We start from the raw sequence: 13,665 nt of genomic DNA, 5'->3' as shown, positions 1-13,665 counted from the left end.
TAAAAAAATATTTGTACTGCCTAAAAACAAAAAACCCTCGCATCTCTGCAATGGTTTGGATTCTTCCTACCGTCAGAATGACAAAATAGGATTAGTATCTATAGTATTCTGGTTAGTAAACCTATTTAATAGCCTTTATTTAGATTTTTTTTATTTCTTGTAAATCTTAAATAGTAGCTTTTCTGAAATTCTTTTTTATCGGTATGGTTCGGCCTCCATGCAAAAAAATTTTCATATTACACTTATTTATTAAGTTTTTCTTTATTTGTTACAGAAAATTTGCCGACTAATTTTAAAGTTTCAATTTTTTTAGAACTTGCTTCGAGTTGGGTTTTTGTTTTACTTAGTTTTTCTTCGGTCTTAGCTATTTGTTCTTTTGTTTTTTCGCTTTCTTTTTGGGAATAATCATTTTTGTTATTAACAGAATTTTCAAACGCCGCTAACTGATTTCTCTGTTTTTCTAGATCAGAACTTAATTGTGTTATTTTTTCCTCTAATTCCCGTCTATTCTGTTCTTCTTTGGCAATTTTTTTCTCTGCTATTTCCGTTTGAGACTTTGAATTCCCCATCATTCTATTGTTCCATTTTAGGTTTTGCTGATTTGTCCATTGCTGATTTCTTTGAGCCATTTGTGTTCTTGGCGAGTTTGGCATTTGTGCATTTGATAAAAAAGGTATTACTGTAAATAGTATTAAAATTAAATATTTTCTCATGTGGTTAGTTTATTTGAATCAAAATTGAAAGTTAATTTTCGAAATTAAGAAAAATTTTGTCGAAATTTTGTTTTTGTTATTGAAATTGTAAGAGATAAAAAAGAAAACCCGATAGATTTTTTAAAATCTATCGGGTTTAAAATATGAATTAAAAATTTAAAACCTAAACCGAAGCCTCGATAATTAAATCAAAAATATTTCTAGTATCTATAGTATTCTGGTTTGAATGGTCCAGCAACTTCAACACCAATATAAGCTGCTTGATCGTCACGTAAAGTTTCCAATTCAACACCTAATTTAGCTAAGTGTAAGAATGCTACTTTTTCATCTAAATGCTTTGGTAACATGTATACTTCATTTTTGTATGAAGCACTATTTTTCCACAATTCGATTTGAGCTAAAGTTTGGTTTGTAAACGAGTTACTCATTACAAAACTTGGATGTCCAGTTGCACAACCTAAGTTTACTAAACGACCTTCGGCTAAAACTAAAATATCATTTCCAGCAATTGTATACTTGTCAACTTGTGGTTTGATCTCTACTTTAGATGCGCCATGATTTTTATTTAACCAAGCCATGTCTATTTCGTTATCAAAGTGTCCGATGTTACAAACGATAGTTTTATCTTTCATTTTCTCGAAGTGAGAACCTAAAACGATGTCTTTGTTTCCAGTAGTTGTAATAATAATGTCAGCTGTTGCAATAACAGTATCTAATTTTTTTACTTCAAAACCGTCCATTGCAGCTTGTAGCGCACAAATTGGGTCAATTTCAGTAACTGTAACAATAGATCCTGCACCTCTAAATGAAGCTGCAGTTCCTTTACCCACGTCACCGTAACCACAAACAATTACTCTTTTTGCTGCTAACATTACATCAGTTGCACGACGAACTGCATCAACTGCACTTTCCTTACAACCGTATTTATTGTCAAATTTTGATTTAGTTACAGAGTCATTTACGTTTATTGCAGGCAAATGCAAAGTTCCTTCTTTCATACGCTCGTATAAACGGTGAACTCCTGTTGTAGTCTCTTCTGATAAACCTTTGATTCCAGCGATTAATTCTGGGTAGCGATCAAAAACCATGTTAGTTAAATCTCCACCATCATCAAGTATCATGTTCAATGGTTTTCTATCTTCACCAAAGAATAATGTTTGCTCAATACACCAGTCAAAATCCTCTTCGTTCAATCCTTTCCAAGCATAAACCTGAATTCCAGCAGCAGCAATTGCAGCAGCAGCTTGATCTTGAGTAGAGAAAATGTTACAAGAAGACCAAGTAACTTCAGCTCCTAGAGCGATCAATGTTTCGATCAAAACCGCAGTTTGGATTGTCATGTGCAAACATCCAGCAATACGAGAACCTGCAAGCGGTTGTTCGTCTTTATATTCAGCACGAAGCGCCATTAAACCTGGCATTTCAGCTTCAGCTAGTTCAATTTCTTTTCTTCCCCAAGCCGCTAGAGAAATGTCTTTTACTTTGAAAGCCACAAAAGGCATAGTTGTAGTACTCATTTATAGTATATTTGTATTGTAAATTTTTTGCAAATTTACGGAATAACTTTAGAATTTTACTGTTTTCCGGAAGATTTATGAATTGTTTAATTCGCTAATCTTTTGAACATTAACTAAATAATTTCTTTAAGCTGAACTTATTTCAGTTTCTGGAGCTATTTCCCGCTTTTTGTTGCAATCTTTTTATTTTTAAAGAAAAAATAAAAAGGATTTCCACTTTAATCGGGGCTAAAAATCAAGATTATAACACGATGCCGCTTTACAAAACGAAACATTTCTCCCGAAGCGAAGGGAACACTACCCAAATCCTCGTTTGGAAAGTAACCGAGTCCTATGCAGAATTAGTAGACCAAGTAGTCTTAAACGACAGCAACCGCATTCGCCTAAACGGAATGAAATCTGAAATGCACCAACGCGCCTTTCTTAGTGTACGTATGTTATTGCATGAAACGGGTCATACCGATTTAGATTTGTATTACGATGAATTTGGTAAACCGCATTTACAAGGCGAGAAGTACATTTCGATAACGCATTCCCATAATTTTTCGGCAATTAGTATCAGCGATGAAGCCGTAGGAATCGACATCGAATTGCAAAGAGACAAAATCATTCGCATTGCTGATAAATTTTGTGATTCAGAATTTCAATATTTGAATACGAATAGTGACGAATATATTAGGATATTAACGGTTATTTGGGGAGCCAAAGAAGCCATTTTTAAAATTAGAAACGAAAAAGGAATAAGTTTCAAAGATCATATAAGTGTTGAGGAGTTTCATGTAAACAGTAAACTAACTAATGCCAAACTTCATTTTAATAATTTAGTTAAAAATTTCAATATTCATTTTGAAGAAATAGAGGGTTTTACGTTAGTTTACGCTTTCGAAAATTAAAAACAAACTGCAAATTTGCGAATTCGCAGTAAAAAGTATGGCAAATATTTATAAAGACATTTTAAAGGCAAAAAGCGAGCATGCAAAATTACTCGCCATTCTTCTTGATCCTGATAAAGTAGTTTTGGAGACTTTATCCGATCTAATTTTAAAAATCAATCAATCGCCTGCAAGTCATATTTTTATTGGCGGAAGCCAAGTTATAACTACTATTATTGATCAATTAGTTGTGCAAATTAAACAAAACTCTAATTTACCAATCGTTTTATTTCCAGGTAATCCATCCCAAATTTCAGATGAAGCAGATGCAATTTTGTTTCTGTCATTAATTTCAGGAAGAAATCCTGATTATTTGATAGAGCATCAGGTAAACGCCGTTCCTATATTGAAACAAACAGATTTAGAAATTATCTCTACAGGATATATTTTGATAGAAAGTGGAACTGAAACCGCTGTTGAACGCATTAGTAAAACCAAGCCTTTAGACCGTGATCATATTAATTACGTTGTTCAAACCGCACAAGCCGGCGAAATGTTAGGCAATAAGTTAATTTATCTCGAGGCGGGAAGCGGCGCAAAACATGCTGTACCGTTAGAAATGATTAAAAAAGTAGCTCAAAATATTGAGATTCCGTTACTAGTAGGTGGCGGAATTGTAGATTTGCAAGGCATTCAAGATGCGTTTCATGCAGGAGCCGATTTAGTGGTTATTGGAACCGCATTTGAAAACAATACTAATTTTTTTAATGACAGACATTAGTTTTATTTGGCATCTCGAGCGTAATGTCATTAAGTAAGTGTTTATTTGTCATGGCGACGAAGGAGGAATCTTTGTTTTTTGCGCACGTTTGTTGCGATTCTTCCTTCGTCGGAATGGCACAATCATGAGGATTATTCCTTAACTTAATGACATTAATCCCGAGCGCAGTCGTGGGACAAGTACGTAAATTCACAAACCTTAAATACTTCAATGATAGAATACTTTTTTTCTCAGTATAGAGATTACCCAACCCTAGATATTGTTCTAGAAATCGTGGCTGTTATTTTTGGCTTACTAAGTGTTTGGTATGCCAAAAAAGATAATATTTTGGTTTTTCCAACAGGATTGGTAAGCACATCGATCTTTGTCTATTTATTGTGGAAATGGACTTTGTGGGGCGATATGATGATCAACGGATACTATTTTGTGATGAGCATTTATGGCTGGTACCACTGGACTCGGAAAAAAGGAGATGCAATTGAGTTTCCAATTTCAAAAATTTCAAGCGCCGAAAAACGAATTGCGATAATTCTTTTTATATTTACGGTAACCTTTGTGGTTTCGGTATATCAATATTTCGGAAAATTTACCACTTGGTATGCTTATGTAGATACATTTATTACAGGAATTTTCTTTGTAGGAATGTGGCTCATGGCCAAAAGGAAAGTCGAAAACTGGATATTTTGGATAATTGGAGATGTAATTTCAATTCCTCTATATTTTTCAAAAGGATTTACTTTTACTAGTTTTCAATACATAGTATTTACAATTGTTGCCATTTTTGGCTATTTAGAATGGAAGAAAACCTTAGACAGCTCCCAAACGGAACCACAAAAATAATTAAAATTGCGTTATTTGGTCCCGAAAGTACGGGAAAAACCACATTAGCCAAGCAGCTTGCGGAGTATTATAAAACCGAATGGGTTCCAGAATATGCACGCGAATATCTTCAAAAAAAATGGGATAAAAACCAGCAAATATGTACTGTTGATGATATGTTGCCGATTGCTTATGGCCAAACCAAATTAGAAAATGAAAGCACTTCAATTGCTAATAAATATCTTTTTTGTGATACAAATTTATTAGTAACCAAAGTTTTTTCGGAGGTGTATTATAATTTTTGTGATCCTATATTGGATCAAGCGGCTCGGGAACACGAGTATGACCTCTTTTTTCTAACGGATATTGATGTTCCATGGGAAAAAGACGATTTGCGAGATGGTCCTGACCAGAGAGAGTCTGTATTTGCAATTTTCAAGCAATCCTTACTTAACAATATTAAGCCATTTGTAATTCTTTCAGGGGATAAAAATTTACGATTCAAGAAAGCAATCGCAATTATTGATGATTTGTCAAAAGCGAAAGAAATGGGATTTTCATCACTTGATTTCGTGCAAATTTATGACAAAGGAGTTTCATTACATAACATTGAACAACAGCTTAATTTTTTTAGAAACGGAATTGCAAAAAGTGCTTTAGTAGCGCCAGCCACATTACTTAATGGAATTTTAGAACTATCAGAAAATGATTTTCAAGAAAAGGCATTTTTTTTTGATGAAAATAAAGACAGTTTTAAGTTAGAGAAATTTGTTCCAGCATCTGGTGCGGCTAGTAGGATGTTTAAATTTTTGATCGCTTTTTTGAATGATTTTGACATTGAGAAAGAAAGTATTAATGCTTACATCAACAAGAAAAAAGATACCGAATTGTCTGTTTTTATAGTAGGTTTAGAAAAATTCCCTTTTTTTAAGATCATTGACGACAAATTAAAAGAAGTATTTTCTGATTTTCATTCTCTTGACCGAGACAGAATGAATTACTATTTTATAAAATTACTTTTAGCAAAAGATCACTTTGATTTTGGGAATAAACCTAAGGGGGCGCTTCCTTTTCATAATTATCAAAACCGATTAGTAACTCCTGTTGAGGAGCATCTCCAGGAGTGTATTTATTATTCGAGTTCAAACAACAGTTCGAATTTGCATTTTACAATGTCTGAAGCTCATTTAGGTCAGTTTGAAACTATAATAAATGCTATTAAAGGTGCTGTCGAACGCAACTCTGAAACAACAATAAATATAAGTTATTCATTTCAAAATAAGACTACAGATACCCTTGCAGTTGATGCGGACAACAATCCATTCCGAGATGACAACGGGAACTTGTTTTTTAGACCAGGAGGTCATGGCGCTTTGCTTAAAAATTTAAATAACCTTGATGCTGATATTGTATTTATCAAAAATATCGATAATGTAATTCAAAATAAAATCGAAAAAACGGCTCGTTATAAAAAAGCATTAGCCGGAATCTTGATAGAATCACAGGGTCAAATTTTTAAGTATCTACATGCAATCGAAGCTGAAGAGGTTCGTGAAGAATCTATAGATGAAATAGTACTTTTTTTAGAGAAAAAACTGAACATTAAAATTCTAGATGCTTTTTACCAATTTAGTTTTGAAAACAAAATTATAGAATTAAAAGCTCTTTTAGACAAACCGATTAGAGTTTGTGGAATGGTAAAAAATGAAGGGGAAGCAGGTGGAGGTCCGTTTTGGGTAAAAGATAAAGACCAAGCGATTTCGTTACAAATCGTAGAAAGTTCACAGGTTGATTTGTCTGATGAAAATCAAAAAAATATTCTGAACGCATCGACTCATTTTAATCCAGTCGACTTAGTTTGCGGTATAAAAAATTATAAAAATGAGAAGTTTGATTTGGCACAATTTGTAAATCATAACAGTGGTTTTATTGTAGAGAAAACAACATTAGGAAAAACAGTAAAATCATACGAATTACCAGGCTTATGGAATGGAGCTATGGCAAACTGGATTACAATATTTGTCCAAGTTCCTTTAATCACTTTCAATCCTGTAAAAAGCGTAAATGATTTGTTGAAAGCAGCGCATCAGCCGAAATAATGGAAAACGAAAAAATCATATCAGAGTTGAGTTTTAAAGCCGTCCGTAGTAGTGGAGCCGGTGGTCAGAATGTCAATAAAGTGTCCTCGAAAGTAGTATTGACTTTTGATTTAAAAAATTCTCAGGCATTAAACGAAGAAGAGAAATATTTGGTTGAAACCAAGTTAGCATCTAGATTGACTACTGATGCTGTATTAATATTGAATTGTGACGAAGATCGAAGCCAAATTAGAAATAAAGAAATTGTTATCAAACGATTTCTAACACTGATAAAAGATGCGTTGTTCATTCCCAAAGAACGTAAACCTACCAGAATCCCGAAATCGGTGATTAGAAAGCGAATCAAAGACAAAAAGAGCATTTCTGAAGTCAAGAAAAATCGTAGAAAACCCGATTTTTAAAATTTATTACAATTCGTAATTTATAATTCACAATTTATAATTAGTTTTGCGCTGTCTCAAAGGGGTGCTCTAAATAACGAGCTGAGATTATACCCAAAGAACCTGGACAAGTAATGTTGTCAAGGGAAATAATGACAAAATAATAGCGTTTACTCTACTTTATTTGTCATAGGAAGCAATCATTTTTTTTATTTAACAACAAGAATAATTCCCCCTTTTATTCGTAACATTTTTACGAATGAATACTTTATTTTTTAAGAATGGCTTAAAGCCAAAGACTAAAAGTCAAACTAAATTTGTACGAGTATCAGTATTACTTTGCTCGCTTCACTTTTCACTTTTTACATTTTCACAGGTTAAAGACACTACAAAATTGAATCAGTTAGATGAAGTTTTGGTTTCGGCAGTTCGTGTCACTGCAAAAACCCCAGTCAGTTTTAGCAATTTGGGTAAAAAGGAAATCAAGTTTCGCAATTTAGGACAGGATATCCCCATTTTGATGAATTATTTGCCATCAGTTGTTACAACATCTGATGCAGGTAATGGCGTGGGCTACACGGGAATTCGAGTGCGTGGAAGTGATGCTACTCGTGTGAATGTGACCATCAACGGAATTCCGTATAACGATTCTGAAAGTCACGGTACGTATTGGGTAAACATGCCAGATTTTGCTTCTTCTGTAGAGAGTTTGCAATTGCAGCGCGGTGTGGGAACTTCTACAAATGGCGCGGGTGCTTTTGGCGCAAGCCTGAACATGCTAACAGATAATTATGCTGCCCAAAGTACGGGAGAAATATCCAACTCTTTTGGAAGCTTCGATACTCGAAAGCATACCGTAAAATTCAGTACCGGTTTGATGAACGACCATTTTGAAATCGCAGGACGTTTATCGGCGATCCAATCAGACGGATTTGTTGATCGTGGTGCTTCTGATTTGAAATCCTATTTTCTGCAGGGAACGTATGTAGACAAAACTACATTGATAAAAGCACTCGTTTTTGGTGGAAATGAAAAAACATATCAGTCGTGGAATGGTATAGATGGCGAGACCTTACAAAAAGATAGAAATTTCAATTCAGCAGGCGCTTTTAAGGACGAACAAGGGAATGCTCGTTTTTATGATAACGAGACCGACAATTACCAACAAGATCATTCTCAATTGCATTGGAATGAAAAATTATCAACAAACTGGAATACTAATTTTGCCTTACATTACACGAAAGGAAAAGGATTCTATGAAAACTATAAATATAATGAGCCAGTAGAGGGATATGGTGCAATTGAACCTACTAAAATGGTTGAAGATAGTGATGGAAAATTAGTTCCAGGAACTGATTTAATTCGTCAAAAATGGTTGGATAATGATTTTTACGGGACAACATTTTCTGCGAACTATAAGGATGCTAAATTAGATTTTATTTTTGGTGGAGGCTGGAATAAGTATGAAGGAAGCCATTTTGGTAAAGTGATTTGGGCGCGATTTGCATCTCAAAGTGAACTTGGAGACAAATATTATGACGATTATGCCGTAAAAATAGATGGGAATATTTTTGCCAAAGCCAATTATCAAATTACTGATAAATTAAGTTTGTTTGGAGATTTACAATTTCGTTCTGTAAACTATAAAGCAGATGGCGTTCAAGCCAATTCTGTAGATGATACTTTTAATTTCTTTAATCCAAAAACGGGATTAACGTATGATATTGATACTAATAACGCCTTATATTTTTCCTATGCCAGAGCGAATAGAGAACCAAACAGAACGGATTATGAAGGTGGGAACGTTAAGCCAGAAAAGTTGAATGACTTTGAATTGGGCTGGAGATATGTGGCTGAGAAAGTACAATTCAATACCAATTTGTATTATATGGCCTATAAAGATCAACTGATTTTGACAGGTAATCTCGATGATGTAGGTGCGCCAATACGTTCCAATAGCGAGAAAAGCTACCGTTTAGGACTGGAAGTAGATGCTACAATAGCGTTAACGGATCAGCTAATTATCCGTCCTAATTTCACCTTGAGTGCTAATAAAAATAGGGATTTAGCTGTTGAAGGAAAGGATTACGGCACTACAGATATCGCGTATTCACCATCGATTATTGCAGGAAATATACTAGTCTACACGCCTATTGAAAGCTTGCATATTTCATGGTTACAAAAATTTGTAGGCGAGCAATACATGAATAACATCGAATTGCCAGCAGCAAAATTGGCGGATTATTTTGTGAATGATTTAAATGTTGCCTACACTTTTAAACCCAAATCAATTTTCAAAGAAATAATTGTAACCGGTCTTGTAAACAATTTTTTAGATAAAAAATATGTTTCAAATGGCTACATGTATGATATCTATCCGTACTATTACCCACAAGCGGGAATTAATTTCTTAGCAGGAGTAACGTTGAGGTTTTAGTGATTTATTTTAGTTATATTGTGAAAAGTCCTGATGGTAAAACATCAGGATTTTTTGTTTAATTATAAACCCGTAGCGTAGTTCCATTTACCTGAACCCGATATTGTTTCATGGGATATTGTAATTTTCCTTGCCCGCTGAACAAACTATATTCTTCAGTATCACAATCACAGAGAGCATTAATTCCTTTAATGGTCATAGTCGAACACGCACTTATGGCTTGGTTAGGACAAGCAGCATCAAAGGCATTATAGCCACTACCGGTATTAAAAACAATAATTCCTCGAGCACCAACACCGGAATAATAAATAGCATTGCTAGCATATTGTAGGTTAGAGTAGGCAGGCAAATTCATATTGATATCTACTGTAAAAGTATAATTCGGCACAAATGGATTTGTATTATCAAAACCAGAATCACTACACGAAAAAAAGAAAGGAATTATAGCGGAAAGCAGTAGGTATTTTTTCATTTTAAAATAGTGTCAAAGTATTAGTGAAACAAATTTAATTTATTTAACTTTGAATTATATATGATTAACATATATTTATAGTCAAAAAAATAGTAGTATCTTAGTGGAAAGAAATCCCGTCCTGATGGGATTTTTTCTATTTATATAAATGATGAAGTTATGAGTACAGTATCGTATTACACCGCAGAAGGGTTAAAGAAATTAAGAGAAGAATTAGATTATTTAAAAAGCGTAATGCGTCCTAAAGCATCTGCAGATATAGCCGAAGCGAGAGATAAAGGAGATTTGTCTGAGAATGCTGAATATGATGCTGCTAAAGAAGCACAAGGAATGCTAGAAATGCGCATTGCAAAATTAGAGGAAGTACATTCTAATGCTAGGTTAATAGATGAAACGCATTTGGATCTTTCTAAAGTTTTGGTGTTGTCTAACGTGAAAATCAAAAATCAAACCAACGGTATGGAAATGAAATACACCTTGGTAGCAGAGAGCGAAGCCGATTTGAAAACCGGAAAAATTTCTGTAACTTCTCCAATTGGGAAGGGGTTATTAGGAAAATCAGTAGGTGAATTTGCCGAAATCACGGTGCCTAATGGCGTTTTGAAATTCGAAATTTTAGAAATATCTCGTGATTAATTTCAATTATTAGGTCTCACCTAACGCAGTTTAAAAGTTTTTAATTTTTTAAAATAGTAGAATGAGCAGCATATTCACAAAAATCGTTAACAAAGAAATCCCATGCTACAAAATTGCAGAGGATGAAAATTTCTTAGCTTTTTTGGATGTAAATCCAAATGCAAAAGGGCATACGCTTTGTATTCCAAAACAAGAAATCAATAAGATTTTTGATATGGAAGACGATTTGTACTTGGGACTGATGCAGTTTTCTAAAAAAATTGCGGTGGCTCTTGAAAAAACAGTGCCGTGTAAAAGAATAGGAATGTCAGTTATTGGATTGGAAGTTCCGCATGCGCACGTACATTTGATTCCTTTGAATGACATGGATGAAATGCGTTTTCAAAATAAAGTAGTGTTGACTCAGGATGAATTTGAAACTTTGGCAGCTGGTATTGCAGCCAACATTTAATTTTCATAATAAAATAAATTGGTACAGTTTTAGTTTAAAAGGGAAGAGGTGAAAGCCTTTTCCCTTTTTATTTTTAGCTTAGATTTTTATTATGAAAAACATTTGTTTAGTACTTATTTTCTCTTTCTCTCTTCTTGGTTTTGGACAGGTCAATACTGGATATCCTCTAGTAGATGCTAAAATGGCAGTTATTCCAAGTGCTTCAGCAAGCTCAACGGATGCCATTTCAAATTATATAAATAGTAATTTTAAAACAGAAACTGACAAAATTAGAGCTGTTTTTTATTGGACGGCATCAAATATAAGCTATGATGTACCAGGAATGTTTGAGTTGAATGTTAATGAAACAGTTCCAGAGAAAATTGCCAAAGCGTTAAAAAGGAGAAAAGGAGTTTGTGCTCATTATGCTGTCGTTTTTAATGATCTTGCTCAAAAAGCGGGAATTCAGTCTTATATTATAGAAGGGTACACCAAGCAGTACGGAAAAGTGAGTAGTTTGGCACATGCATGGACAGCTGCAAAAATTAATAATAAGTGGTATGTGTTTGATCCTACTTGGGGCGCTGGTTACGTGAATAACGGAAAATTCTTTAAAAAACTGAACAATAGCTATTTTAAAGTACTTCCGTCAGTGATCATCGCATCACATATGCCGTTTGATTATTTGTGGCAATTTTCGAATTATCCTATTTCGAATAATGACTTTTATGAAGGTAAAATTCAAATGAATAAAACTAAGAAAAACTTCGATTTTGAAAAAGAAATCAATATTCATCTCACACTTTCAGAGGAAGATCAGTTATTCACATCAGCTGAAAGAATAGCTAAAAATGGTTTAAAAAATGCCATGATAGTGGAGCGTTACGAAGATAAAAAGCAACATTTGACTTTTTTGCGATACAATACAAATATCGAAAAATTGAATGCTGTAGTACGAGAATTGAATGAAGCGGTAGTCTTGCTAAATGATTTTATTCATTACCGAAACAATAAATTCAAGCCTACTTTCTCAGATGAGGAGACTAGCCGAATGATTGAAATTCCAAAGGCTAAATTAACGAATTGTCATAATGATATTTACAGTGTTGGTTCTGTTGGGGATCAAAACGCAGCGAATGTAGCATCGATTAAAAAATCAATAGATGCTGCTTTGGCGCAAGCCGCAGAACATTCGTTGTTTGTGAAAAACTATTTGAGTAAGTCTAAAATAGTTAGAAAAACGATGTTCTCGAAAATTACTTGGTTGGGAATTCCTTTGGGTTAAACTACTTTTTTAAAACTAACCTGCATTGTTGTTCCTTTACCAATCTCAGAATTCAGTACTTTGATTGTTCCATTGTGGTATTCCTCAACAATTCTTTTTGACAACGATAAACCCAATCCCCAACCGCGTTTTTTTGTAGTAAAACCAGGTTCGAAAATATTTTTGAATTGATTTTTTTGAATTCCGCTTCCCGTATCGGAAACATTTATTTTTACAGAAGCATCTTCTTGCTCGATTTGAAGTGCTAATTTCCCTTTTCCTTTCATCGCATCTATGGCGTTTTTTACTAAATTTTCAATGGTCCAGCTGTGTAATGTTGGGTTCAAGGAAACCCAAATTGGGGTTTGTGGCGCTTGGAACGAAAATTCAATTTGTTTGGAGAATCGAGATTGTAAATAGTCAAAAGATTGAAAAGTTTCTGCTACGATATCTTTATTTTCTAATTTTGGCTCTGAGCCAATTTTAGAGAAACGATCGGTTATGGTTTGCAAGCGCTCAATGTCTTTTTCAATTTCAAATGTAGTGGTTTCGTCTATATTTTCAGTTTTTAAGAGTTCTACCCAACCAATCAATGAAGAGAGCGGTGTTCCAATCTGGTGGGCAGTTTCCTTGGCCATACCAGCCCAAAGTTTGTTTTGAGTAGCAATTTTTGTACTGCGATAAAAATTATAAACTAATCCACCAAAAAGAACAATAATAAGTAGTAATGCAAGAGGGTAATATTTTAATTTGTTGAGTAAAGCAGAATTGCCATAATATAAATTTTGAAATTTTCCAGGTACATACTCAATCACAATGGGTTCGTTTTCGTTTTTTAATTTGGATAAAAAAACATGGGCTTTGCGATCATTTTTTACAATGGCATCGTCAATATTTACTGTATTGATAATGCGCTTATTCTCCGTTACTATGATGGGAATAGATGTGTTGTTGCTAAAAATTAGAAGAGGCAGTTCCACATCGGTATTTTCACCGGCATTGTTAAGTGTTTTTTGGGCTTTTGCCCAAAGATTCATTTTTAATCGTTCTTCATTTTTGAAGATTTGAAAAAAGGTGTAGGTGTTCCAAAGAATTAATAAAATGATAAAAAAAGATGCAAAAATAATGACCCAGCGGGTGTTAATTCTTCTTTCGGAAAACTGCATACTAATGGATTTAAATGCTAAATATAACGAAATAAAAGCACTAGTATTTTAGTTTTGAGCAAAGAAATTTTTTCATAAT

The 13,665-nt window shown here is 33.9% G+C and carries 13 protein-coding genes; 9 read left to right on the top strand and 4 right to left on the bottom strand.

The genetic code is table 11. The features are described from left to right. Positions 1 to 242: 242 nt before the first annotated feature. Positions 243 to 713: a hypothetical protein gene (locus tag ACNQGB_RS01565; protein ID WP_417947008.1), complete on the bottom strand. Its 471-nt coding sequence runs from the start codon at positions 711 to 713 to the stop codon at positions 243 to 245. A gap of 200 nt (positions 714 to 913) precedes the next feature. After that, positions 914 to 2,230 carry an adenosylhomocysteinase gene (gene ahcY, locus ACNQGB_RS01560; protein WP_417947009.1) on the bottom strand — a complete coding sequence of 439 codons (1,317 nt, stop codon included), beginning with the start codon at positions 2,228 to 2,230 and terminating at the stop codon, positions 914 to 916. Positions 2,231 to 2,481: 251 nt separating this feature from the next. Between ahcY and ACNQGB_RS01555 the strand changes: the two genes are divergently transcribed. The 6 genes from ACNQGB_RS01555 to ACNQGB_RS01530 all read left to right on the top strand — a co-directional run bounded on the left by ACNQGB_RS01555 (position 2,482) and on the right by ACNQGB_RS01530 (position 9,618). After that, complete coding sequence (locus ACNQGB_RS01555; protein ID WP_417947010.1) at positions 2,482 to 3,123, top strand: 4'-phosphopantetheinyl transferase family protein; 642 nt, start codon at positions 2,482 to 2,484, stop codon at positions 3,121 to 3,123. A gap of 37 nt (positions 3,124 to 3,160) precedes the next feature. After that, positions 3,161 to 3,883, top strand: coding sequence for a phosphoglycerol geranylgeranyltransferase (locus ACNQGB_RS01550; RefSeq protein WP_417947011.1), 723 nt, complete (start codon positions 3,161 to 3,163; stop codon positions 3,881 to 3,883). 210 nt (positions 3,884 to 4,093) lie between these two features. Next, entirely contained in the window at positions 4,094 to 4,723 is a 630-nt protein-coding gene (gene pnuC, locus ACNQGB_RS01545) for a nicotinamide riboside transporter PnuC (protein ID WP_417947013.1), read from the top strand. Beyond that, on the top strand, positions 4,678 to 6,801 hold the full coding sequence (locus ACNQGB_RS01540) for a DUF4301 family protein (RefSeq protein ID WP_417947014.1): 2,124 nt from the start codon (positions 4,678 to 4,680) through the stop codon (positions 6,799 to 6,801). The genes pnuC and ACNQGB_RS01540 overlap by 46 nt, the downstream gene beginning before the upstream one ends. Next, a complete protein-coding gene (gene arfB, locus ACNQGB_RS01535) occupies positions 6,801 to 7,202 on the top strand; it encodes an alternative ribosome rescue aminoacyl-tRNA hydrolase ArfB (protein WP_417947016.1) in 402 nt (133 codons plus the stop codon). The genes ACNQGB_RS01540 and arfB overlap by 1 nt, the downstream gene beginning before the upstream one ends. A gap of 238 nt (positions 7,203 to 7,440) precedes the next feature. Continuing rightward, positions 7,441 to 9,618 carry a TonB-dependent receptor gene (locus tag ACNQGB_RS01530; RefSeq protein WP_417947017.1) on the top strand — a complete coding sequence of 726 codons (2,178 nt, stop codon included), beginning with the start codon at positions 7,441 to 7,443 and terminating at the stop codon, positions 9,616 to 9,618. 58 nt (positions 9,619 to 9,676) lie between these two features. Here the strand turns inward: ACNQGB_RS01530 and ACNQGB_RS01525 are convergent, their stop codons facing one another. After that, a complete protein-coding gene (locus ACNQGB_RS01525; RefSeq protein WP_417947570.1) occupies positions 9,677 to 10,090 on the bottom strand; it encodes a Rieske (2Fe-2S) protein in 414 nt (137 codons plus the stop codon). A gap of 159 nt (positions 10,091 to 10,249) precedes the next feature. Here ACNQGB_RS01525 and greA point away from each other — a divergent pair, with 159 nt between their 5' ends. The 3 genes from greA (at position 10,250) to ACNQGB_RS01510 (ending at position 12,441) form a co-directional block, all read left to right on the top strand. Continuing rightward, entirely contained in the window at positions 10,250 to 10,726 is a 477-nt protein-coding gene (gene greA, locus ACNQGB_RS01520; RefSeq protein WP_039108693.1) for a transcription elongation factor GreA, read from the top strand. A gap of 61 nt (positions 10,727 to 10,787) precedes the next feature. Continuing rightward, positions 10,788 to 11,177 carry an HIT family protein gene (locus tag ACNQGB_RS01515; RefSeq protein WP_417947569.1) on the top strand — a complete coding sequence of 130 codons (390 nt, stop codon included), beginning with the start codon at positions 10,788 to 10,790 and terminating at the stop codon, positions 11,175 to 11,177. Between the two features lie 91 nt (positions 11,178 to 11,268). After that, positions 11,269 to 12,441, top strand: coding sequence for a transglutaminase domain-containing protein (locus ACNQGB_RS01510; RefSeq protein WP_417947567.1), 1,173 nt, complete (start codon positions 11,269 to 11,271; stop codon positions 12,439 to 12,441). Here ACNQGB_RS01510 and ACNQGB_RS01505 read toward each other — a convergent pair. Then, on the bottom strand, positions 12,438 to 13,586 hold the full coding sequence (locus tag ACNQGB_RS01505) for a sensor histidine kinase (RefSeq protein ID WP_472777050.1): 1,149 nt from the start codon (positions 13,584 to 13,586) through the stop codon (positions 12,438 to 12,440). The two genes, ACNQGB_RS01510 and ACNQGB_RS01505, sit on opposite strands and share 4 nt — an antisense overlap. Positions 13,587 to 13,665: the final 79 nt, after the last annotated feature.

The sequence above is a fragment of the Flavobacterium frigidum genome, assembly GCF_048286795.2.
The sequence above is the reverse complement of the archived record's forward strand: the minus strand, read 5'-3'. Positions and strand labels throughout refer to the sequence as shown.

Excerpts from the sequence above, each read along its gene's own strand:
- ACNQGB_RS01505 (WP_472777050.1), bottom strand. The coding sequence starts at position 13,586 with ATGCAGTTTTCCGAAAGAAGAATTAACACCCGCTGGGTCATTATTTTT.
- ACNQGB_RS01550 (WP_417947011.1), top strand. The coding sequence starts at position 3,161 with ATGGCAAATATTTATAAAGACATTTTAAAGGCAAAAAGCGAGCATGCA.
- ACNQGB_RS01515 (WP_417947569.1), top strand. The coding sequence starts at position 10,788 with ATGAGCAGCATATTCACAAAAATCGTTAACAAAGAAATCCCATGCTAC.
- arfB (WP_417947016.1), top strand. The coding sequence starts at position 6,801 with ATGGAAAACGAAAAAATCATATCAGAGTTGAGTTTTAAAGCCGTCCGT.
- ACNQGB_RS01525 (WP_417947570.1), bottom strand. The coding sequence starts at position 10,090 with ATGAAAAAATACCTACTGCTTTCCGCTATAATTCCTTTCTTTTTTTCG.
- ACNQGB_RS01510 (WP_417947567.1), top strand. The coding sequence starts at position 11,269 with ATGAAAAACATTTGTTTAGTACTTATTTTCTCTTTCTCTCTTCTTGGT.
- ahcY (WP_417947009.1), bottom strand. The coding sequence starts at position 2,230 with ATGAGTACTACAACTATGCCTTTTGTGGCTTTCAAAGTAAAAGACATT.
- pnuC (WP_417947013.1), top strand. The coding sequence starts at position 4,094 with ATGATAGAATACTTTTTTTCTCAGTATAGAGATTACCCAACCCTAGAT.
- ACNQGB_RS01540 (WP_417947014.1), top strand. The coding sequence starts at position 4,678 with ATGGAAGAAAACCTTAGACAGCTCCCAAACGGAACCACAAAAATAATT.
- ACNQGB_RS01555 (WP_417947010.1), top strand. The coding sequence starts at position 2,482 with ATGCCGCTTTACAAAACGAAACATTTCTCCCGAAGCGAAGGGAACACT.
- greA (WP_039108693.1), top strand. The coding sequence starts at position 10,250 with ATGAGTACAGTATCGTATTACACCGCAGAAGGGTTAAAGAAATTAAGA.
- ACNQGB_RS01565 (WP_417947008.1), bottom strand. The coding sequence starts at position 713 with ATGAGAAAATATTTAATTTTAATACTATTTACAGTAATACCTTTTTTA.
- ACNQGB_RS01530 (WP_417947017.1), top strand. The coding sequence starts at position 7,441 with ATGAATACTTTATTTTTTAAGAATGGCTTAAAGCCAAAGACTAAAAGT.